We start from the raw sequence: 22,833 nt of genomic DNA on the forward strand, positions 1-22,833 counted from the left end.
CCCTCCCCGCCACAATGCCCTAATCGGCACAACGGCCCCACAGTGTATGCTGTGGGGCCGTTGCCATGCCTGCGCTTCGCTGCTACTTCTGGCGGCGAAGCGATGCTGGCTGCTGAAACACCAGCGTGAACACACTGCCCTGCCCGTAGCTGCTTTCGAGCGAAACAGTGCCCTTCAGCAATTCAACTAATCGCTGCACGAGGTGCAGGCCCAGGCCGGTCCCTTCACGAGCGCGCACCTCGGCCGAATTGATTCGCCCAAACTCTGAAAATAAACGTGCCTGATCTTCAAACTTAATACCAATCCCAGTATCAGCAACCCGAATAGTCAGAGTTTCTTCAGTGCTACCCGCCCCGCGCTGTAGCTCAACCTGCATACGCACACCACCGAGATCCGTAAATTTAATTGCGTTACTGAGTAAATTCATCAGGATCTGGCCCAGCACCCGCGCATCGCTCAAAAAATGTATCGGCTCGCCGGTAATCTCCAGCTCGCAGGAAAGCCCTTTCTGCTGGGCAAGTGGCAGCAGGCTTTGCCACACTTCTGCCACAACATCCTGCACCACAAGCGTTTCAACATGCAGATCAATCTTGCCACTCTCGATCTTCGCAAGATCGAGCAGGTCGTTAATCAGCGTCAGCAAGTGCTTGCCATTGCGCTGTACGGTCTTCAGCTGAATTTCTTGATCGGCAGTCAGCGGGCCAGGGAGCTGCATAAGCATTGTGCCAGTGAAGCCGAGAATCGCATTCAGTGGGGTGCGCAGCTCGTGCGACATTGTTGTGAGAAATTCGCTCTTGGCGCGGTTAGCGTGCTCAGCATCAGCACGCGCCTGCTCGGCAGCGGCAAACAAGCGCGCGTTCTCGATCGCAAGCCCAGCGCGCTCGGCTACGTCTTGCAAAAAGGTTTGCTCATCGATCGTATGCACATGGCCAATGCCCGCGCGCAGAAGGCTAATCGTGCCCACAATGCGGCCGTGAATTGGCAAAGGCACGACCAGCACGCTCACAAACACTGCGGATGACAATGTAAAAATCATCTCAGGCACAAGCTCGTTCCAAACCTCGCCTGCCAGCGGTTTCTCGATAATAAGCGGCTGGCCGGTGTGTGCCACCTGCCTGATCCAGCCATTCCGCACCCGCCGCGCCACCAGCGAGCCATTATTACGGAACAATGAGACCGTTTCAGGCGATGAATGTGCGATATAGGTTGCCTCGATCCATTCCCGATCGGGGCCAAGAATATTAATAATGCAGGTTTCGGCAATCACCTCAGCCAGCGACTGGGCCACCGCGCTCACAATCGCCGCCGCATCGAGGTGGGCTTCTTCCAGGGCTTGCGATACCACCAGCAAGCCCGTGGCATGGGTAGCTTGCTGCTCAAGCAGGCGCGCCAGCTCGGTGCGCTCGACGACTTCCTGCTCAAGCTGGCTGTTCGTCTGCTGAAGGCGCGCAGTCAGGCGCGTCCGAGCATAGGCAAGCGAAAGCTGGCCAGCGACGGCGATCATCAGGTCGATATCGGCGGCAGAAAAATCTGGCTCTTCAGGTTGATTGATTACCGTAAGTGTGCCGAAGACAATATTCAGATCCATCAGCGGCACAACCACAATCGAGCCGCACGCGGTTTCAATGCGCCGCCGTAATGAGAGCTCGCTTTCACGCGGGTCGAGGAGGGTTTTGGGTGAAATCGCCGGCTTGCGCTCGCGAATTGCCCATCCGCTCAGGCCGCCCATCACTTCCTCAAATGTAACATCCTTATAAATCTGTTCGTAGCCAACACCAGCATACAGGAACTGCTCAATGCTCTGCGTATTCCAATCGAACAGCAGCATTACCACTCGGTTCGCTTTCACCGTCGCCGCAACCCGATCAAGCGCGCGCTGCAGCGCCGCAACCAGGTCATTCGACGCAATCGCATCGTTGGTTATTGCATACAGCGCAGCCATGCGATCAAGCGCGGCGCGCAGCTCTGCAGTACGATTTTGCACACGCTGTTCAAGCACATCGTTCGCATGCTGCAGTGCTGTATAGAGACGCCTGTTGCTGATAGCCAGCGCAGCACGGCCCGCCAGATCTTCAGCCAGCCGCAGGTCGTCATCGCTAAAAGGCTTTATGTCATCGCTCAGGCGGGCGAGCAAAAGTGTGCCGATCATGCGGCCGCTGACACGCAGCGGTATCAGCATTGCGCTATGCGCCTGGAATCGCTCAAAGGCGGGCCACAGCTCAGAATATAAGAGGTGGCTGCTCACAGGCTCAATTAAGGAAAAAAGCATCGATTGGCCACGCTGAATCATTTGAAAAAGCGGGTTGCTGACACTACTGGAATAACTCAGGCGCGGCAGGGATTGCAGCCAATACTCCCTTACCACCGGGTTTGGGGCGTAGATTGCGGCAACATCGAACCACTGACCATCATCCGACAGCAGGCGAACCACGCAACTCGCGTTGAGTTGCAGGCCAAGCATCTGTGCGCTCTGATCGAGCATTGTCCACTCATCGGCGTTTGTTTCTGCAAAACTGCGCGATGCATCGACAAGAAATTGCAGGCGTGTATTGGAACGCTGCAATTCGAGCTCAACGCGCTTCAGCCGGGTGATATCGGAAGCCACAAATACTGTGCGCCAATCGGGAAAATTAACTGGCACTGCGCTGACATTGGCCCACACAACACTCTGATCATCCTGTTCAATCGATGTCTCAGCATTTTGAACCAGGCCTTGTTCGACAAAGGCGCGCATACCCGCAACATTGTCGGCGCTCATCCTTTCGCCCACGCTATCGAAATACGCACGGTGCTGGTGTGCCTGCGCGCTCAGCTCCATGTGAGGAAGATCAAGCATCGAGCGCAAGGCCGGGTTGGTATACAGCATGGCGCGCTGATCATCCATGATGGAAACGCCCACGGGCAAGAGGTCGAGCAGCGTGCTCAGCTTCTGCTCCCGTTCGCGCGCAGCCGCCTCGGCGCGCGTGCGTTCGGCCAGTTCGCTTTGCAGCTGCATAAGGAGCCGCGCATTAGAAATCGCGAGCGCAGCGCGATCGGCCAAATCCTGCACCAGGTGCAGATCGTCTTCGCCAAAGGGCAGCGGCTCGGCGCGGGTGCGCATCAGGGCCAGTGTGCCAATTGCGTTTCCATGCACTCGCAGCAATGCGTTCAGCAAGCTATGCACATGGAAGCGCGCCCAAAACTCTTGCACCGCGGCATGGGCCACACTTTCGAACTTGGCAGGGTTAAGTATTGGAACAAAGAGTGTGCTGCCCCGGCGCAGCGCAATAGCAGGTGGGGCTGCGTCGTCAACATGAATGCGCAAGGTGGCTACATGGTCGCGCACAATTTCAAGCATTTCCGGGTCGCTGTGGTATGTGGCGACAGCATCGAGCCATTTTCCATCGCCCGAAAGCAGGCGCACAATGCAGATTGCATCAAGCTGCTCGGCGGCCGTGCGCGCAACCTGTTCCAGCACTTCTTGCGCGTCGTCGCCCGCTTCGGCAAAGGCGCGCGAGGCATCGGCGAGCACGCGCAGGCGTTTGGCCGAGAAAACCATTGCGCGCTCGGCACGGCGCGCGCCACGTGCCATCAACAGCACAGTGCTGCAAATCACCACCAGCAGCGCTGCCGAAATGCCAAGTACCCACAGAAAGATCAGATCGGCACGTTCGGATTGCCGCCGCAAGTTTGTGCGAAGCTGCTCATCCAGGTGATCCGCGGCCCGCTCTAGCTGCTCAAGGGCACTATTCAGGCTGAGTAGGGTTGCAGGTGTGGCATGGGGGTGCCACGCTGTTAGCTGTGCCCGAACGGTTTCTACCTGCTGTCGAAACTCAAGCACCGATGCGTCGCGCTGATCAAGAAGCGCAGCCGCAGAATCGAAGGACTGAACCGATTGTGTTAAGAGCGCAAGGCCCTGCTGCCGATCAAGAGGTATCGCATTCTCGTTGGCTAGCGTGATCCACAGAAAGCCTTCAGTCACGTCGATGCGAGCCTGCCGCAGCGTATCCATCACTGCAACCGATTGGCTAAGCGCGCGACGCTGCTGATAGTAGAGGCATGATATCAGCAGGCAGATTGTGATGGAAAGCAGAACCACAGCCCAGATCCAGCGCCAAAGCGCAAACGACTGGCCAGCATTCTTGCGAGTTTCTGCTGCATTGTTTCTGTCGTTCATTGCGCAAGAACCTCTTTATTTATGGGTGGCTGGCTATTGTGCGGTGCCAAAGCCCCAGAGGCTCATCGCCTGAAGATGCGCGGGGCCATGGATAAACGCCCGGTTGGACAATACTGCAGGCGTTCTGCAATTGGCCGTCACCAGCAGCAACCACGCAGCAGCAGCGGGCCACTGGTTCGCGAAACAAAGGCTTGAACAGTGGCACGCAGAACCCTCCATATCTGCGCGCCGAGATCGCCGCCAGTGGCGCGGCTACACCGAAAACGACGACACTCGCGTTTCAGCGAGCTGCTGATAAAATGGAAAATGCACGCGAAACGTCGTTCCGTTCTGCACGACGCTCTTCACTTGAATATTACCACCGTGCAGTTCCACAAGCTGCCGCACGATTGCCAGGCCCAGGCCGGTGCCACGCTCGCCGGCCGTGCCGCGCGGGTGAATCTGCTGAAATTTGTCAAAGAGGCGTGGTAGCGCATCGGGGGGAATACCCAGCCCAGTGTCACTAATCTCCATGCACACCCCATCGGCCTCGGCCGCAATATGAACGTTGATCTGCCCGCCGCTGGGGGTAAATTTGATCGCATTGCTCATAAGGTTGGTCGCGATCTGCCCAATTTTGTGGGGGTCGCCAACAACCAGTGGCTCATCGGGCGCGGCGTCGATCGCGACGGTTATTTCTTTGGCCTGCGCGCTCGAACTCAGCACGCCAAAGGCCTGCCGCACGGCCGAGCTGATATGCAGCTCGATCGCGTCGAGCTGCACTTTGCCCGCTTCCAGCTTCGACAGATCGAGCATGTTGTTAACCATAGCGATCAGCCGCTGCACCGTTTCGTAAATCTGCTGCGCGAAATAGCGCACATCCTCGGCCGAGCTTTGATCGTCTAGCAGCATTTCGGCCATGTTCTGAATGCCGCCCAGTGGCGAGCGCAGGTCGTGCGAGGTGATTGCCATCAGGGTATCTTTCAGCGCGTTCAGCTCGCGCAGGCGGGCGTTTGCCTCGCTCAGCTCGGCGGTGCGCTCGGCCACGCGCTGCTCAAGCTCAGTGTTCATCTGGCGAATTTCGCGCTCGGCGCGCGCGCGCTCATCGAGCAGGCGACGGTAGCGGTTGATGCGGGCAATCGCGTTCACGCGCACGCGCAGCTCGACCGTGTCGACTGGCTTGGAGAGGAATTCATCGGCGCCAACCGCCAGGCAGCGCAGCCGCGATTGCCGGTCATCCAGCGCGGTGGCCATGATAATCGGCACCTCGGCGGTAGCGGGGTCGGCGCGCAGCTGGCTGCACACGGCAAAGCCATCGAGTTCGGGCATCATAACATCAAGAATGATCAGGTCGGGATCCAGCTCCCGCGCTAGCTGCAAACCCTCGGCACCGCTCGCTGCCAGTGTCACTTTATGCCCGTGGGCGCTCAGCATATCGTTCAAAATTGTGCGATAGCTGTCGTCGTCGTCAATAATTAAGATGTGTATAGCTGGGCGATGTGTCATCAACGCATCCCTTCCGTGGATGAATATGATTTGCGTGAAGGTTTCACGGGCGCGCTGGCTTGGGCGGCAGGTGCCAGTGATGGGTGGGCAACGCGGCCATCAGGGGCAGCCCATCTGTGGTGTGCACTGGCTCATCAGCGCAAAGCGGTATCTGCTTAAGAAAAGGTCTGTTGCTTGCGTTGCGGCGCGGCAGCGCAAAGGAATGTGTTCATAAAGATTGCGACGTTGCCGACCACCTCAGCTTCACAACCCAGCAATAACGTTGCACAAACACAGTGCGCTATGAGAGCAGGCAGAGGCTCAAGTCTGCTAACACGGCGGGGGAAGTAGGGTTACATCCCTTCAGAATGCGTTACACTACTGCGTGCTTCACGCAAGAACCATTTTCAGAAGGGCAGGCAGCCCTCGACGCCATGTCAGCAGGCGAACGCGTTTCTTCAATCATAGTAAGTGAATGCTATGGTATTGGATTTTGGAAGGATTTTCAACATTGGGAAGGACTCAGAGTTGATACAGTTTATGCATGTTCACCATACGCTTTTGAGTATTCTCATCGCTTGCCGCATAAGAACGCGATATTGGGTGAATACCTCTGTCCTTATACGTATCAGGTTTTGGGATGTCTTATTTACGGTCGTAGAATTAGTTTCGTGCTGCTCTGGGTGTGTCCGGCAAGCGTGTCGCCCCCTCCCCGAGCGCCGAAAGCCACAGCCTCTGGCACATTGGCTGTTCGCAGCGCGCTGCACAGGCGAGCTACAGCAATGGCCCGGGTGGCCGGGCGAAAGGCGCGCACACGATACACAGCATATCCACAGGGCGCAGACGTATGGTGAAGAGCTCCCTGCATAAGACAGGCTGTTTCGCAACAAAATGCAGCGGGCAGCACCTTTCAATACAGGTGCTGCCCGCCCAAAATTCTTGCCTGTGAGCTTCCCGATTTTATGCTGCCGGCGACTCGACAATTTTGAATATCGCGCCCTGCGGATCGGCCAGGGCGGCGATGCGCCCAAACGGCGAGTCGTCGATCGAGCCCATGATTTTGCCGCCATTCGCCTGCACGCGGGCCACCGTTTCGTCGACATTGGCAACCGCAAAATAGGTTACCCACTGCGCTTGCATGCCACCCCACGACGGGTCGATCTGCATGATTCCGCTGAACATCCACTCGCCCTGCTTAAGCACATAGTATTCCATCCCGCCCGGCATGGGGTCGGCGCTGGCACCCAGCAGCGCAGTGTAGAAATCGCGCGCGGCTGCGGCGTTGGATGTATACAGCTCGTGCCACGCGGCTGCGCCCGGCTCGTTCACCATCTGCGAGCCAATGTGGCTGCCGGCCTCCCAGAAGCTGAACGCCGCGCCCTGCGGGTCGGCGCAGGTGGCCATGCTGCCGAAATCGCCCACCGCCATGGTTGGGTAGAGCACCTGCGCGCCGAGCGATACCGCCTTCGCCACATCGGCCTCGATGTCATTCGTGGCGAAATACAGGCCCCAGGCGGCTGGCATGGGCGGGGCATCGGGCTGGTTGCCCACCACGCCCGCCACCGAGCGGTCGCCAATGCGCGCGGTGGCGTAGCCGCCAAACTCAGGCGCGCTGACATCATACTCCCAGCCAAACACTGCCTGGTAGAAGGCGCGCGCCGCTTCGGCATCGGGCGCGACCAGATCGAGCCATGTGGGTATGCCAGCTGGCTTCGGCTCTGTGAATGTGGTCATGCTTCCTCCTTTATGCTGGCCGCCCTGCGCTCATCTCTTGGGCAAGAAAAGCAGGCTGGCGGCACTGACGCAAACGATTCTACGCCCGCCATTCCGCCACGTCAATGCCAACATTCCAGCAAGCACCGCCGCGGCTTGGGGTACAATAGGCGCATTCTGCACAAACATAGTAAGGTGAGGTACGACATGAGCTACCAGCCGACACCAGCCGATACGTTCACATTTGGCCTGTGGACGGTGGGCAACCCAGGGCGCGACCCGTTTGGCGAGCCGGTGCGCCAGCCGCTCTCCGCGCCCGAGATCGTCCACCTGCTCGCCGATGCGGGCGCGTATGGCGTCAACTTCCACGACAACGACCTCGTGCCGATCGACGCCACCCCCGCCGAGCGCGACCGCATCGTGCGCGATTTCAAGGCTGCCCTGCAGGAAACTGGGCTGGTCGTGCCGATGGCGACCACCAACCTCTTCACCGACCCGGCCTTCAAGGATGGCGCCTTCACCGCGAATGACCCGGCCGTGCGCGCCTATGCCCTGCAAAAAACCATGCGCGCCATCGACCTGGGCGTGGAGTGCGGCGCGGGCGTGTATGTCTTCTGGGGCGGGCGCGAGGGCGTCGAGACTGACGCCGCCAAGGACCCGCTGGAAGCTGGCAAGCGCTTTCGCGAGGCGCTCAACTTCCTGTGCGCCTACAGCAAAGACCAGGGCTACAGCCTCAAGTTCGCGCTCGAACCCAAGCCGAACGAGCCGCGCGGCGACATCTACCTCGCCACGGTCGGCCACGCGCTGGCGTTCATCCAAACGCTGGACGACCCGGCGATGGTTGGCGTGAACCCCGAGGTCGCGCACGAAACGATGGCCGGGCTGAACTTCCTCCACGGCGTGGCGCAGGCGTGGGACGCGGGCAAGCTGTTCCACATCGACCTGAACGACCAGGCGCCGGGACGCTACGACCAGGATTTCCGCTTTGGCGCGGTGAACCTGAAAAGCGCATTCTTTCTGGTGAAGTTTCTGGAAGACGTGGGCTACGCCGGCTCGCGGCACTTCGACGCGCACGCCTACCGCACCGAGGGCGTGGAGGGCGTGAAAGACTTTGCGCGCGGCTGCATGCGCACCTACCTGATCCTGAAGGAAAAGGCGCGGCAGTGGAACGCCGACAGTGAGATTCAGGCGCTGGTGCGGGATGTGCAGCAGGCCGAAGGCGGCGCGGCGGTGCCAGCGTGGAGTGGCGGCTACAGCGCGGCGAACGCCTCGGCGCTGAAGGAGCACGCCTTCGACCGGGTGGCGCTGGGGGCGCGCAACCTCGCCTACGAGCGCATCGACCAGCTCACCGTCGATCTGCTGCTTGGCGTGCGGTGACGGGGAGGTATCCACAGATTACGCAGATTACGCAGATTTATGAAAACTTTATCTGCGTAATCTGTGAAATCTGTGGATGATATTTTCCAGCAGGTCTCCTTGTCTCGCCCCGCCACCCCCGCCGCTTGCCGGAAGCGCCAACCTGATCCATAATGCGCGGCGCGTTTCCGGTGCTCATGGTGCGCGCCCGCATATGATGCTGCGATGTTTGGCAGCGCGAACAGTCGCGCTGCTGTTTTTATGTCTAACACACTATACATTTGGAGAACAACATGACCGCCCCTTCGACGGACCAAAACACCTTGATCACGCCCTACGGCGGCGCGCTGGTGAACCTGCTGGTGGCAGGCGACGAGCGCGCGGCGCTGATTGCCGAGGCCGGCCACCTGCCCACGCTCCAGCTTTCGGCCCGCGCGCTGTGCGACCTTGAGCTGATCGCCACGGGCGGCTTCTCGCCGCTGGATCGCTTCATGGGCCAGGCCGACTACGAGCGCGTGCTGGGCGAGATGCGCCTGGCCGACGGCACCCTGTTCCCGCTGCCGATCACGCTCACCGCCAAGCGCGACGCCATTCCCAGCGGCACGCGCCGCCTGGCGCTGCGCGACGCCCGCAACAACCTGCTGGCGGTGATGGACCTCGACGAGGTGTTTGCGTGGGACCCGAAAACCGAGGCCGCGCAGGCGCTCGGCACCACCGACGCCCGCCATCCGCTCGTTTCCGAAATGATCCGCTGGGGCGATGTGTGCGTTTCGGGCGCGCTGCGCGTGATCGCGCTGCCGCAGTACTACGACTTCCTTGAGCTGCGGCGCACCCCGGTGCAGGTGCGCGAGCAGCTGGCGGCCATGGGTAATGCCAACGTCGTCGCCTTCCAGACGCGCAACCCACTGCACCGCATCCACGAAGAGCTGACCAAGCGCGCCGCCGACGCGATCGGCGGCAGCCTGCTCATCCACCCGGTCGTCGGCCTGACCAAGCCCGGCGACGTTGATCACTACAGCCGCGTGCGCATCTACCGCACCCTGGTCGAGAACTACTACGACCAGAGCCGCACCATGCTGAGCCTTCTGCCGCTGGCCATGCGCATGGCCGGCCCGCGCGAGGCGCTCTGGCACGCGCTCATCCGCCGCAACTTCGGCGCGTCGCACTTTATTGTCGGGCGCGACCACGCCGGCCCCGGCAACGACAGCACCGGCAAGCCCTTCTACGGCCCCTACGACGCGCAGGAGCTGGTGGCGAAGCACGCCGACGAAGTGGGCGTGACCATGGTGCCCTTCCAGGAGCTGGTGTACCTGCCCGACAGCGAAGAGTATGTCGAGGCGAACAAGGTGCCGGCCGGCGCGCGCGTGGCGAACATCTCGGGCACGCAGGTGCGCGACGACTACCTCGCCAAAGGCCGCCAGCTGCCCGAGTGGTTCACCCGCAAGGAAACCTCCGAGATCCTGGGCCAGATGTTCCCGCCGCGCCAGCGCCAGGGCTTCTGCATCTGGTTCACCGGCCTGAGCGGCTCGGGCAAATCGACCACGGCAGAAGTATTAACATCGCTCCTGCTCGAACGCGGGCGCCAGATCACCGAGCTGGACGGCGACGTCGTGCGCACGCACCTGTCGAAGGGGCTGGGCTTCAGCCGCGACGACCGCAACACCAACATTTTGCGCATTGGCTTTGTGGCCGGCGAGGTCGTGCGTCACAACGGCGTCGTGATCTGCGCGGCAGTGAGCCCCTACCGCGACGCCCGCAACGAGTGCCGCAAGCTGGTTGGCGCCGACCAGTTCATCGAAGTGTTTATGGACACGCCGATTGAAGTGTGCGAAGAGCGCGACATCAAGGGCTTCTACGGCATGGCGCGGCGCGGCGAGATCAAAGGCTTCACCGGCGTCGACGACCCCTACGAGGAGCCAGTCAACCCCGAGCTGACGCTGCAGACCGTGGGTGTCTCGCCCGAGGCCAATGCGCGCGCAATCATCGCGCTGCTCGAAGAGCGTGGCTTCCTGGATCGCGTGGGGTAGGCAAACGAGGCGAAGGTGCTGTGGGCGAGCTTTCCTAACACCTGCCCACAGCACCATATCCTTGCGAGGCAAAAGTTTTGTGCTATAATGCGGCCCACCCTAATCCCGAAGCGAGGCCGGTTCCCATGCTTCGTTGGAGTATGCTGAGCGCGAGCAGTGTGGCACGGTGCGCTACCACAGAAACAGGTTATTGTAGTGCAACTGCCTGATAGCAAGCTACACAATTGCAGCCCCTCACCCGAGTTTGGGCTACCGCCCGCACAGCACCATAGCGCATACCTGCGCTGCATTCGTCGCTCCACCAATGGCACCTAGCAGGTTTTCATGATCGCTGCGATTTATCAGTATCGAAGATTTATTGTGCGCTCGGCCTGGAACGAGATGCGCGACCGCTATGCCGGCTCGGGCATTGGCGTGTTCTGGAATGTCCTTGTGCCGCTGATCCAGATCGCCATCTATGTCTTTATTTTTTCGGCGATCATGGGTGCGCGTGTTGCCGCAGCCGGGCAGGCCGCGCCGCCGCGCTTTGCGTTCGTACTGTTCCTGTGCGCGGGCATGCTGCCCTGGCTGGCCTTTGCCGATGCGATCTCGCGCGGCACACAGGCGCTGGTGCGCAATTCGTCATACCTGCAGAAAATGGCCCTGCCCGAGGCGATCTTCATTGCCCAGTCGTCGGTGGTTGGCTTTTTCTCGGCGGGCATCTCGCTGGCGCTGTTTGTGCTGGCCGGCATTCCAATGGGCCTGCCGATTGGCTGGTCGTATCTCCTGGCGCCAATCGTCTTGCTGCTGTTTCAGCTGCTCGGCTTTGGTTTCTCACTCATCCTTTCATCGCTGAATGTGCTGTTCCGCGATATTGGCCAGGCGATTGTGCTGCTGCTGCCGATGTGGATGTGGCTGACACCGATTGTCTATGCCGAAACGATCCTGCCGCCGTTTGCGCGCACGTTCATTCACTGGAACCCGGCCTACGGCTTTATCACCTCGTTCCGCGACATCTTTCTCAATAATCGGGTCCCCGCTCTTTCAACATGGGGAATGATGCTGGGCTGGGTTGCCACAAGCATTGTGCTTGGCTATTTCATCCTCTCGAAGCTGCGCGTAGAAATCCGGGATGTGCTATGAGTGCAGAGCCTGTGGTTCAGGTGCGCAACCTGAGCAAGCAGTTCAAAATTTATAAGAAACCCTGGGATCGCGCCCGGCAGTGGCTGCTGGGCCGTTCGCGCACCTACTACGATTCTTTTTGGGCGCTGAAAGATATTTCGTTTGAGCTGCGCCCGGGCGAATCGCTGGGACTGATCGGGCAGAATGGCGCGGGGAAGAGCACGCTGCTGAAGATCCTTACCGGCGCGCTGTACCCCACCGAAGGCGAGTTCACTATTCGCGGGCGCGTGCTCTCGATGCTTGAGCTTGGCACCGGCTTCAACAATGAGCTGACGGGCCGGCAGAATGTGCAGAATAGCGCGCACCTGCTGGGCTTCCCCGAAGATTACATCAGCGCGCGCATGCAGGACATCGAGGATTTTGCCGATATTGGCGATTTCTTCGACCGGCCGATCAAGATGTACTCCTCGGGCATGCGCGCGCGCCTGGCCTTCGCCATGTTCGCCTTTCTCGAATGCGATGTGCTGATCATCGACGAGGTGCTCTCGGTCGGCGATACCTTCTTCACGCAAAAATGCTACGAGCGGCTCGACCAGCTGCGCCAGCAGAATACCGCCATGATTATGGTCACGCATAATACCGGCGTGATCCAGCAGTATTGCCAGCAGGGCATTGTGCTCGATCACGGCAAGGTTGTCTACACTGGCAACGCCTCTGAAGCCGCCAAGCACTACTTTTTTGTCCAGAACAGGCCAGCTGAGAAGATAAGTAATGGTGCCAGCAATGTGCGCCGGCCTGCCCAACTAGCAGCTTCGATTGTTCAGCGTTCGATAAGCCCTGAAAGCACTAGCCAATGGGAAAGCGGCACGCTTGACTGGCCCGCGCCCGAGGCATTTTTGCGCCTTGATACGGTTGCCAGCATCGGCGGCGATTGGGCGCGCTGCACTGGCATAGCCCTGTGCGACGACCTTGGCAACCCGTGCATGTCGTTTAGCCCCGCTCAGCGCGCACACTGGTATTACGAATTCGAAGCGCTCCGCGATCTTATCGCGCCAAGCGGTTCGGTTGCTATTACCAACGACAAAAACGTGCGCGTGCACGGGAAAAATTCTATGCATCTTGGCATCAAGCCGCAGCGCATGATTCTCAAAGGCGAGCGGATGCGCTTTCACCAGACCATATCACTCAGCGTTGCGCCGGGCAATTACAGCTTTAGCATCGCGCTGGCGGCAATGCGCCCAGAAGACATGCACACGAGCGCCGCGGAAAGGCGCCGTTTCATTGCGCTTGATATGGACCAGGCCGGAACCTTCCGTGTGATGTGGGCGATCGTTCCGTACGCTGGTGTCTGCGACCTGCCAGGCGAATGTGAGATGGAAATTGCACCGCCCGAGGCTTTGGATCTGCTTGAGGCGCAGCCAGCGACATTTTCAAGAACAGTATTAGCAACAGCGGGAGCATCTAATGACGCCGCAAACCACTAAATCACAACCAGTCAATACCCTGATACAACGGCTCAAAGCGCGTTTCCGCCGCACAGTGCTGCCAATCGTTGTCAAGCCGGCCGGCGCCCGCATTGTTATTACCAGCGTACCGAAAGCTGGCACACACTTGCTCGAAAAAACCGTTGCCACCCTGCCGGGCTACTACACTGCAAACATGTATATTGAGCAGTTTGAGATGCCCGCGCAAACCTTTACTGGCGACGCCAACGGCCAGGGTGAGGTAAAACAGGCGCGCGCGCGGCAGCTCACCATCGACGAACTGCAGGCGATTACCGACAGCATCAAGCCGGGCCACTATGCCGTCGGCCATCTGGTTTTCTCAAAGCCGCTCGCCGAAATGCTGGATCGCACCGGCGTAAAAGTGCTGTGCATCTTGCGCGACCCGCGCGATATTGCGGTGTCATTTTCAAAATACGTCGCACGCATAGAAACGCACTACCTCTACAGCTACTACCAGAGCCTTTCCGAAGCCGATCGGCTGATGACCACAATTGAGGGTACGGCGGATGTCTCGCCATTTGTGCCGCGCCTGCTCGATATCAGCGTGCAGATGAAAAATATGCTTTTGTGGCGGCTGCAACCACATACCTACACCACTTATTTCGAAAAACTGGTTGGCCCAGCCGGTGGTGGCTCGCGCGAGGCGCAAATCACCGAAGTTCGCAATATCGCTGCGCATCTGGGCGCACAGTGCACCCAACAACAGATTGAGTCGGTCGCCGATAATCTCTTTGGCAACACCGCAACATTCCGAAAAGGCGAAATTGGTGGCTGGCGCAATCACTTCACTCCCGATCATACGGCAGCGTTCAAGCGCGTGGCCGGGCAGATGTTGATTGACCTTGGCTACGAACAAGATATGAACTGGTAGAACGTGCATGACATCCCTGAGCAGCATTGAATCACCAACACAAACCGAGCATCCGCCGCGCATTCTGGTTAACTCTATTCCTAAAGCAGGCACGCATTTACTTGAGAAAGTGCTACACCTTCTGCCAGAGTTTACATCCTCGGGCCTGCATATCGACCAATTTGTCCGAGCAAGCACAATCCAATACCCTCTTCCCAAAGATGAAGTTGGCGATCCTTTTGTCGAGGCCCCCAAAGCCGATTTCGTCAAGCTTGTCTTGCGTATTCCGCCCGGCCAATATGCAACATCACATCTTATCTACTCAGAACCAATTAGCGAGGCATTGGATCAGGCTCAGATTACGCTTTTAGGAATTATTCGCGATCCTCGGGATATTGTCGTATCTTTCACAAAATATGTAGCTTCCCAGAATTATCATTATCTTTTTAATGATTATAATAAGATGTCACTGGAAGAGCAATTATCAACGACTATTATTGGGATACCCGAACTTTTCTCTGAGTATATTTCACACCTTCCAATATTAATGGATATCAATTCAAACGTTCGATCATATCTAGGATGGTCTCACTATCCAAATGCGTATGTTACTACTTTTGAAAAGCTCGTTGGTTCCCAAGGTGGTGGTTCAGATGCAGCACAACTCATTGAGCTGCGTAATATAACAGCTCATGTTGGCGTATCGTATAACGAAATTCAATTAGCTGAGCTTGCTCAAAACCTTTTTGGTGGCAGTGCAACGTTTCGCAAAGGTTTGGTTGGCGACTGGCAGAATTATTTCACGCCAGCGCATAAAAGTATTTTCAAGAAGATAGCTGGGCAATTATTAATCGATTTAGGATACGAATCAAATCTCGATTGGTAATATTTCCATATAATTACTCTACGTCAGAATGAACAAATGGGCGATTATTCTAAAAAAGAAACATTTGAACACCAGGCAATTTTTGGAAAAAACACTCAATTGCTTGGCACAATAAGTAGACGCCATCCCAATAGTAGTATTATTATTGGCGATGATTGCTCAATTGATGGCTATATTGCCACCGAAAAGCATGACAGCAATTTGTGTATTGGCAACAACGTTTTTATTGGTGGAAGCACAGTTATAGACTGTGCAGATACAATAATCATTGAAGATGATGTTCTGATATCGTACCAATGCCTTCTCTCTGATAGTGACAATCACAGTCTCAGCTATACAACTCGAAAAAACGATTTATCGGCCTGGAGGCAAGGAAAACACGACTGGAGTACAGTAGAAAGCGCTCCAATTCGCATTTGCCAGGGGGCTTGGCTGGGCGCCCGTGTGATTATTCTGAAAGGCGTGACGGTTGGGCAAGGCGCTATCATCGGCGCAGGATCGGTTGTAACCCACGATATTCCTGCGTGGTGCGTAGCAGCAGGTAACCCGGCGCGCGTTATTCGCAAGGTTCCCATAGAAAATATACCGGCTTCATCACAAATTAATCTGTCAGCCACATCTTCGCTATCACAATCGAAAGCAGCATTTATGTCTCAGGAATCAATGGGTATTAAGGATGTTCCTGCTACGGATCTGGTTTGCTGGTGTGGCAATACCTCGCTTGTCCCATTTTCGCCACACTACCTGCGCTGCCCGGTATGCGAAACGCTGGTTACTGCTGAAATACACGCGCCTGAGTTCACCGCTGTGCGCGACGATGAGCAGGATTTTTACGGGCGCGAGTACTGGTTTTCGCATCAAGAAGAAGACCTGGGTCAGGCGAATATCGTTGAGCGCGCCCGCGCCGACATGCCCGAGCGCGCCCTGCACTGGCTGCGTGCACTGCTGAAGTATAAGCTCCCGCCCGGCGACGTGCTGGAGCTTGGCAGCGCCCACGGCGGCTTTGTGGCCTTGCTGCGCTGGGCTGGCTTCGAGGCGAGCGGCCTTGAGCTTAGCCCCTCGATTGTCGAGTATGCGAAGCAGACCTTTGGCGTGCCCATGCTGCTCGGCCCGGTTGAGGAGCAAAACATCGCTCCTGGCTCGCTCGACGCGATTGCGCTGATGGATGTGCTGGAGCACCTGCCCGACCCGCTCGGCACCATGCGCCACAGCCTGAGCCTGCTCAAACCCGATGGTATTTTGCTCATCCAGACGCCGCGCTACGCTGAAGGAAAGACGTTTGCGGCAATGGAAGCTGAGCGCGATCCATTTTTAATTCAGCTCAAGCACGAGCAACACCTTTACCTGTTCAGCCACACTTCGGCTCGCGAGCTTTTCCAGCGCCTGGGCGCCGAGCATATTGCATTCGAGCCGGCGATTTTCGCCCACTACGATATGTTCATTGCCGTAAGCCGTGCGCCGCTCGTCGAAACGAACTTGCAAGAGCGCGAAAGCCGGCTGCTTGCCACCGCGAACAACCGCATGGTACAGGCCCTGGTCGACTTGGACAATGCGCGCCTACGGGTTGTCAATCAGCTTCAGGAAGCAGATCGCGACCGCGATGCGCGAATGGCCGTCATCGAGCGGCAGGGCGCCGAATTAGGACGCATCCCCGCGCTGGAAGCCGATGTGGAATTCTTGAAGAACCAGCTGATCGCCTCCGAGGCCGATCGCGCGGCACGGCTGGCAGTGATCGAGCGCCAGGGCGCAGAGCTTGGGCAGGTGCAGCACCGGCTTTCAGCTGCCGAACGCCAGCTCGCCGAGATACGCGGGCTGATTGCCGATATTCGGCGACTGGCCGGCACACACAAGCGCGAAATTGCGCTCCGGGCTTTGAGCCCCAGAACATGGCGGCGCGTGCGCGGTAAAGTAAAGCAACTTCTGGCAGTACACGCACTTTCTCAGTCTTCAGCACTTCCCGCGAGTTTGTCTGCTGATAGTAGCCAACTGGCTCAATACGTGGCGAAAATTGATCAGTTTAATGCTGGCCAGCCAAACGCCCAACTCCTGAACGCCATCCGCAGCTACAATCACCAGATGGTCGATACGCTGCACGGGATCGTGCCGCTGGCCGGGAAACGCCTGCTCGATATTGGCGCTTCGCCGCATGGCTACGCGCTTGAGCGCGCGCTGACCCACCAGGTCGCAGAATATGTGGGCATTGGCCTGGATGTTGAGCAGCCGCTGACGATTCGCGCGGCACAGGGCAGCGGCACGCTGCTGTTCATGGACGCAACCAAGCTCGACATGCCCGACAATAGCTTTGATCTGGTCATCTCCATGTCGACATTTGAGCATATCGGCGACGTGGCCACCGCACTGGCCGAAATTCGGCGCGTGCTGAAGCCGGGCGGCAAAGCGCTGCTTTCATATGAGCCGATCTGGACCTGCTCGTATGGGCATCACCTGCATCACTTTGGCCCAATTGCGCGGCACATGCCCGATTGGGCACACCTTGTGTGGGACAAAGCGGCGATGCTGCGCGAGCTGGCCGATGTATGGCCCAAAGATGGTGTTCCGTCGCTGCAAGAAGCCGCCGACTGGGTGTATGATAGCCCGGCGCTGAACCGCATCGGCATGCAGCAGATGCTCCAGCTCCTGCGCGAATCGGGCCTGGCGATCGAGTGGCTGACCAAAATCCCCGATGAACCGCGCTCCGCAGCGCGCCTGAAGGAAATTGAGCAAGCCACTGGCCTCTCGCGCGAAGACCTGATTGCAAAAGGGCTTTCGGTGTTTCTGGCAAAACTATAACCGATTTTGCACCCGCAAATGCATATCTGTCACATCATACCGCTGCAACGAGGGAGGATAGACTCACGGCGCAGGCGCGATAGCGCCGCCGTAAGGCCGAAGGAAGTCGCACATGCTGCCCAGCCCACCAGTTCAATCATCGTTTGAAGAACACCCTGACACTTTGCCACAGCCTGATACACGGCTAAGCATACTGTCTCTCAATACGCACCTGCCAATTTTTCCGGGCGGCGGCGGCGTCGAATACCTCACAACGCTGAACATGGCCCAGCTTGCCGAGCATGTTGGGCTTGTTTCGATGGCGCATCTGCGCGCCGATCTTCAGAAGGTGCAGGGGCTGGCCGAGGCAGGCGTTGAGCTGTACCTGTGGGAAAGCCCCAACCTGGATGCGCCGCAGACTATAATGTCACAGCCCTCGCTGCTGCGCCGCGCCCACGCCCAGCTGCGCACCGTGGTCGATATTCTGAAAGCCGGCGCGCGCCAACCCGCCGACACAATCATCATCGATAGCTGCTTTCGCAACATGGCGCCCGGGCTGCAGCAGGCGCTGGCGCTGCGCCCCTGGCAGGCAATTGCGGTGATCGAGAGCAGCGCCGCGAAGATGATCGACTATGTGCCGGCGCAGGCAGCCAGCGTGCTGGTGATGCACGATATTCGCGCACTGGTGTACCAGCGCCAGGCCGAAACGAGCGCGCGCTGGCTGGAGCGCCAGTGGCTGGCCTACCAGGCGCGGCGCTACTACAGCTTTGAGCGCGCCTACACGCGGCGCTACGACCTTGTGACAACCGTATCCGAGCCGGACGCCGCCTGGGTGCGCGAGCACTACCAGCCGCGCCGCGTCGCGGTGGTGCCGCTGCCGGTTGACGCAGACTATTTTCAGCCGCAGCCTGCAGCGGAACAGGCCAATCGGATTGTGTTCACAGGCCTGATGAACCACCCGCCGAACGCCGACGCGGCAATCTTCTTTGCGCGCGAGGTGTTTCCCGCCATTCGCGCCGCCACGCCCGCAGCGGAATTCTATATCGTTGGGCGGCACCCCACCCCGGCCGTTCAGGCGCTGGCCGCCTTGCCTGGCGTGCACGTTACCGGCGGCGTGCCCGATATTCGCCCATTCCTGGCCAGCGCCGCCGTGGTGGTAGTGCCGCTGCGCTATGGCTCGGGCGCGCGCCAGAAGATCCTTGAAGCCTGGTGCATGGAAAAGTGCGTCGTTTCGACCAGCATTGGCGCGGAAGGGCTGGCCTATACCGATGGCGTGAACCTTGCGATTGCCGACACGCCCGCCGCACTGGCGGAAACGGTGACGCAGGCGCTCGCTTCCCCAACCTACCGCGACCGGCTGCGCTTCGCCGGGCGCGCCGTGGTGCTCAACCGGCACGACCCGCTGCGCGTGGCTGAGGGCTATTACGGGGCGCTTGCCACCACTGTCGAGGAAAAAAAGCGCGAGGAGCAGCCGATGCGCGTCGCGCTCGACATGCGCTGGATGATCCCGGGCATGGCCGGCGGGCTTGAAAACCTGGCGCGCTCGTTCATGCGCGAGCTGCTGGCGCTCGACTACCAGAACCACTACACGGCGATTCTGCCGGCGCGTGTGGCGCACGATTTCGACCTGCGCGGCCACCAGAATGTACGCGTTGTGAGCAAAGATTCGGCGCGTGCCTATGCTGACCGCGCGCTTGCCAAACTGCTGCGCGTAGTGCATGGCCGCCTGCACCTGGATTACTGGAAATCGCCCGAGGTGGCGAACCTGCTGTTTGCGCGCTCGCTCGACGCCGAGATCGCCTACTCGTTCCCGGGCTATATTCACCCGGATGTCTACCCGCTGCGCCAGGTGTTGATGGTGCCCGATATTCAGCACGAATTCTTCCCTGAGTTTTTTGGCTCGGCTGCGGTGGCAGAGCGCCAGCGCCTGTACGCCGACGCAATTGGCCGCGCGGCGCATATCTGCGCGATCTCGGAATTCACCCGCCAGACATTGATCGAGCGGCTGGGCGTGGCGCCCGAGCGCATTTCGGCCATCCCGCTCGCGGCCGATCCGATCTTCTTCGCGGCTGGGCAGCCCGCCAACGACGCGGCCGTGCTCCAGCGGCATGGTCTGCAGGCCGGCGAATACCTGTTCTTCCCGGCGCATACCTGGCACCACAAGAACCACCGCACCGCCATCGAAGCACTGCGCATCTTGCGCGACCGCTACGGCCTGCGGCCAGCGCTGGTGTGCACCGGCGGCGCGCGCGAAGCCCAGCCGCTGATTGAGGAACAGATTGCCAACAGCGGCCTGAGCGATCAGGTGCGCTTTCTCGGCTATGTGCCGCGCGGCGACATTCCGGTGCTGTATCGCGGCGCTGCAGGCCTGCTCTTCCCATCGCTCTTTGAAGGCTTTGGCATGCCCGTGCTGGAAGCGATGGCCAGCGGCTGCCCGGTTGTGTGCAGCAACACCACCAGCCTGCCCGAGATCGCGGGCGACGCGGCGTTGCAGGCCGACCCGAACGACCCGGAAGCCTTCGCGGCGGCGCTGGCCGAACTGCTGCGCAACGCCGACCTTGCCGCCGACTTGCGCGCGCGCGGCCGGCCGCAGGCGGCCAGCTTCTCGTGGCGCCGCCACACAATCGAGACTCTTGGTGTATTCTATCGGGTGCATCGGCAGATTCACCAGGCGTGAGCATAGAAAAATTTATGGAAACATTTCCCCGCATATCGGTGATCACCAGCTCGTACAACCAGGGCGCGTTTATTGCCGAAACGATTGAAAGCGTGCTGGCGCAAGAATACCCGAACCTCGAGCACATCGTCGTCGACGGCATGTCCACCGACGACACGCCCAAGATCCTGGCGCGCTACCCGCACCTGCGCGTCATCCGCGAGCCCGACAGCGGCCAGGCCGACGCGATCAACAAGGGCTTCCGCGCCGCCACCGGCACGATCTTCTGCTTTCTCAACTCCGACGATACCTTTCTGCCGGGCGCGCTCCACCGCGTGGCGCAAGAGATCGACCCGGCGCGCGGGCGGCATGTCGTGATGGGGCGCTGCCGCTTTGTTGACGAAGCCGGCAACTTCATTGGTGTTGAGCATCCCAGCGCATTCGAAAGCCATCGGCGCGTGCTCGAAATCTGGAAGGGCTATTGCATCCCGCAGCCGGCCGTCTTCTGGGCGCGCGAGGTGTGGGAGCGCTGCGGCCCGCTCGACGAACGCGAGCGCCTGATGCTCGACTACGACCTGTTTTGCCGCTTCAGCAAGGTCTATCCTTTCCATATGGTCGATCAGGTCTTCGCTACCTACCGCCTGCAAGCCCAATCGAAAACAAGCTCGGTGACCGACGCGCAGCGCCTGGAGCAGGCGATTGAAGTCAGCCGCCGCTACTGGGGGCCAGCGAACAGCGCGCAGGGCGCGCAGATCCGCGCCTCGCTTGCGCTGCACAAGCTCGATCGGCGGCGGCGCGCGGCTGAGTGGCTGCGCAAAGGGCGCGAGTCGTGGCGGCAATCGCGGCGGCTGCAAACATTTCCCTACCTTGCGGCTGGCGCGCTGCTCGCGCCCGATATTGTGACCGACATCGTTGTGATGCCCTACGTCAAGCCGCGCCTGTGGCAATTGCTGCAAAAACGTGGCGTCCTGCGGCGGCTGCGGCGCATGATTCGCCCCGACCCGCTGCACCCGGCCACGCTGGCGTGGCGCGATTTCACCACCCAGCACGCTGATCGCTGGGTTGGGCCGACGTATATCACCAGCATCGACATTGCGCCCGGGCAGAACCAGATCACCCTGGCTGGCGGTACCGAAGGCTTCCGCATGCCCAAATCTATTGCGGTTGAGATTTTTCTTGACGGCACGTCGCTGGGCAAGCACGAGCTTGGGCGCGGGCAAAGTTTCGAAATCGCCATTCCGCTGCCGCCGACCGAGCCGGGCCAGCATGAAATTAAAATAGTTTCCAATACCTTTGTTGTGCCGTACAATTACTTCGGCATCAACGATTACCGGCCGCTGGCTTTCAAATTGAACGATCTGGCGGTTCGCAACGGCAACTGAAAGGAACTGCGCGATGAGCGATTTCTGGAATAACAAGCGCGTCACCGTCACGGGCGGCTCGGGCTTTCTTGGCTCGTATGTCATCGACGCGCTCCACCGCCACGGGGCGCAGCCCGACATGATCACCATCCCGCGCCGCGCCACCGACGACCTGCGCCACTGGGAGGTGTGCCAGCGCGTGGCCGAGGGCCAGGATGTGATCATTCATATGGCGGCCACGGTTGGCGGCATTGGCATCAACCGCGAAAAGCCGGGCGAGTTTTTCTACGACAACCTGATGATGGGCGTGCAGCTGATGGAAGCCGCCCGTCAGGCCGGCGTGAGCAAGTTCGTCGCGCTTGGCACGATCTGCGCCTACCCCAAGTTCACGCCCATCCCCTTCCGCGAAGAAAATCTGTGGGATGGCTACCCCGAAGAAACGAATGCGCCTTACGGTCTGGCGAAGAAAATGCTGCTGGTGCAGGGGCAATCGTACCGCCAGCAGTATGGATTTGAGTCGATCTACCTGCTGCCAGTGAACCTGTACGGCCCGCGCGACAACTTCGACCCGCGCTCGTCGCACGTGATTCCTGCGCTGATCAAGAAGTGCGTCGACGCGATTGCGCAAAACGCACCCGCGATCGAAGTTTGGGGCGATGGCTCGCCCACGCGCGAGTTCCTGTATGCCGAAGACGCGGCCGAGGGCATTGTGCTGGCCGCCGAGCGCTACACTGGCGACGAGCCGGTGAACCTGGGCAGCGGCATGGAGATCTCGATCCGCGATCTGGTGGAGACGATTGCGCGCCTGACGGGCTACCAGGGCGATATTGTGTGGGACACCAGCAAGCCCAACGGCCAGCCGCGCCGCCAGCTCGACGTGAGTCGCGCCGAGGAGCTGTTTGGCTTCCGCGCGCGCACCTCGTTCGAAGAAGGGCTGCGCCGCACAATCGAGTGGTATCGGCAGGCAACTATGAACGTGCAGGGCTGAA

At 59.5% G+C, this 22,833-nt stretch carries 13 protein-coding genes and 1 pseudogene; 11 read left to right on the plus strand and 3 right to left on the minus strand.

The window, feature by feature from the left end; translation table 11 throughout:
- Positions 1-82 precede the first annotated feature (82 nt).
- The 3 genes from M1P90_RS20355 to M1P90_RS20365 form a co-directional block, all read right to left on the minus strand.
- Positions 83-4,156 carry a GAF domain-containing protein gene (locus M1P90_RS20355; protein WP_483697127.1) on the minus strand — a complete coding sequence of 1,358 codons (4,074 nt, stop codon included), beginning with the start codon at positions 4,154-4,156 and terminating at the stop codon, positions 83-85.
- A gap of 252 nt (positions 4,157-4,408) precedes the next feature.
- Positions 4,409-5,641: a hybrid sensor histidine kinase/response regulator gene (locus tag M1P90_RS20360; RefSeq protein WP_483697128.1), complete on the minus strand. Its 1,233-nt coding sequence runs from the start codon at positions 5,639-5,641 to the stop codon at positions 4,409-4,411.
- Between the two features lie 939 nt (positions 5,642-6,580).
- A complete protein-coding gene (locus M1P90_RS20365) occupies positions 6,581-7,354 on the minus strand; it encodes a VOC family protein (protein WP_483697129.1) in 774 nt (257 codons plus the stop codon).
- A 186-nt stretch (positions 7,355-7,540) separates the two neighbouring features.
- Here M1P90_RS20365 and xylA point away from each other — a divergent pair, with 186 nt between their 5' ends.
- From xylA to M1P90_RS20420, 11 genes and pseudogenes are all read left to right on the plus strand, one after another.
- Positions 7,541-8,710 carry a xylose isomerase gene (gene xylA / locus M1P90_RS20370; protein ID WP_483697130.1) on the plus strand — a complete coding sequence of 390 codons (1,170 nt, stop codon included), beginning with the start codon at positions 7,541-7,543 and terminating at the stop codon, positions 8,708-8,710.
- A gap of 272 nt (positions 8,711-8,982) precedes the next feature.
- The gene (locus M1P90_RS20375; RefSeq protein WP_483697131.1) at positions 8,983-10,716 is read left to right on the plus strand and encodes a bifunctional sulfate adenylyltransferase/adenylylsulfate kinase; all 1,734 of its coding nucleotides are present in this window, start codon (positions 8,983-8,985) and stop codon (positions 10,714-10,716) included.
- A gap of 324 nt (positions 10,717-11,040) precedes the next feature.
- The gene (locus M1P90_RS20380) at positions 11,041-11,838 is read left to right on the plus strand and encodes an ABC transporter permease (RefSeq protein WP_483697132.1); all 798 of its coding nucleotides are present in this window, start codon (positions 11,041-11,043) and stop codon (positions 11,836-11,838) included.
- A complete protein-coding gene (locus M1P90_RS20385) occupies positions 11,835-13,301 on the plus strand; it encodes an ABC transporter ATP-binding protein (RefSeq protein WP_483697133.1) in 1,467 nt (488 codons plus the stop codon). Before M1P90_RS20380 ends, M1P90_RS20385 begins: the two co-directional genes overlap by 4 nt.
- On the plus strand, positions 13,282-14,193 hold the full coding sequence (locus tag M1P90_RS20390; protein ID WP_483697134.1) for a sulfotransferase family protein: 912 nt from the start codon (positions 13,282-13,284) through the stop codon (positions 14,191-14,193). The genes M1P90_RS20385 and M1P90_RS20390 overlap by 20 nt, the downstream gene beginning before the upstream one ends.
- Before the next feature lie 7 nt (positions 14,194-14,200).
- Positions 14,201-15,058: a sulfotransferase family protein gene (locus tag M1P90_RS20395; protein WP_483697135.1), complete on the plus strand. Its 858-nt coding sequence runs from the start codon at positions 14,201-14,203 to the stop codon at positions 15,056-15,058.
- 36 nt (positions 15,059-15,094) lie between these two features.
- Positions 15,095-15,559, plus strand: a pseudogene (locus M1P90_RS20400) (acyltransferase); the annotation flags it as partial.
- A 147-nt stretch (positions 15,560-15,706) separates the two neighbouring features.
- Complete coding sequence (locus tag M1P90_RS20405) at positions 15,707-17,848, plus strand: methyltransferase domain-containing protein (protein ID WP_483704661.1); 2,142 nt, start codon at positions 15,707-15,709, stop codon at positions 17,846-17,848.
- 262 nt (positions 17,849-18,110) lie between these two features.
- A complete protein-coding gene (locus M1P90_RS20410; RefSeq protein ID WP_483697136.1) occupies positions 18,111-20,504 on the plus strand; it encodes a glycosyltransferase in 2,394 nt (797 codons plus the stop codon).
- A gap of 14 nt (positions 20,505-20,518) precedes the next feature.
- A complete protein-coding gene (locus M1P90_RS20415; RefSeq protein ID WP_483697137.1) occupies positions 20,519-21,865 on the plus strand; it encodes a glycosyltransferase family 2 protein in 1,347 nt (448 codons plus the stop codon).
- A 13-nt stretch (positions 21,866-21,878) separates the two neighbouring features.
- Positions 21,879-22,832, plus strand: a complete 954-nt coding sequence (locus M1P90_RS20420; protein WP_483697138.1) for a GDP-L-fucose synthase family protein — start codon at positions 21,879-21,881, stop codon at positions 22,830-22,832.
- The last annotated feature ends 1 nt before the right edge of the window (position 22,833 follow it).

The sequence above is a fragment of the Kouleothrix sp. 19917 genome (assembly GCF_057073505.1).

What these genes read in the sequence shown, in the direction of transcription:
- M1P90_RS20355 (WP_483697127.1), bottom strand. Translation starts at nt 4,156, where the DNA reads ATGAACGACAGAAACAATGCAGCAGAAACTCGCAAGAATGCTGGCCAG.
- M1P90_RS20360 (WP_483697128.1), bottom strand. Translation starts at nt 5,641, where the DNA reads ATGACACATCGCCCAGCTATACACATCTTAATTATTGACGACGACGAC.
- M1P90_RS20365 (WP_483697129.1), bottom strand. Translation starts at nt 7,354, where the DNA reads ATGACCACATTCACAGAGCCGAAGCCAGCTGGCATACCCACATGGCTC.
- xylA (WP_483697130.1), top strand. Translation starts at nt 7,541, where the DNA reads ATGAGCTACCAGCCGACACCAGCCGATACGTTCACATTTGGCCTGTGG.
- M1P90_RS20375 (WP_483697131.1), top strand. Translation starts at nt 8,983, where the DNA reads ATGACCGCCCCTTCGACGGACCAAAACACCTTGATCACGCCCTACGGC.
- M1P90_RS20380 (WP_483697132.1), top strand. Translation starts at nt 11,041, where the DNA reads ATGATCGCTGCGATTTATCAGTATCGAAGATTTATTGTGCGCTCGGCC.
- M1P90_RS20385 (WP_483697133.1), top strand. Translation starts at nt 11,835, where the DNA reads ATGAGTGCAGAGCCTGTGGTTCAGGTGCGCAACCTGAGCAAGCAGTTC.
- M1P90_RS20390 (WP_483697134.1), top strand. Translation starts at nt 13,282, where the DNA reads ATGACGCCGCAAACCACTAAATCACAACCAGTCAATACCCTGATACAA.
- M1P90_RS20395 (WP_483697135.1), top strand. Translation starts at nt 14,201, where the DNA reads ATGACATCCCTGAGCAGCATTGAATCACCAACACAAACCGAGCATCCG.
- M1P90_RS20405 (WP_483704661.1), top strand. Translation starts at nt 15,707, where the DNA reads ATGTCTCAGGAATCAATGGGTATTAAGGATGTTCCTGCTACGGATCTG.
- M1P90_RS20410 (WP_483697136.1), top strand. Translation starts at nt 18,111, where the DNA reads ATGGCCCAGCTTGCCGAGCATGTTGGGCTTGTTTCGATGGCGCATCTG.
- M1P90_RS20415 (WP_483697137.1), top strand. Translation starts at nt 20,519, where the DNA reads ATGGAAACATTTCCCCGCATATCGGTGATCACCAGCTCGTACAACCAG.
- M1P90_RS20420 (WP_483697138.1), top strand. Translation starts at nt 21,879, where the DNA reads ATGAGCGATTTCTGGAATAACAAGCGCGTCACCGTCACGGGCGGCTCG.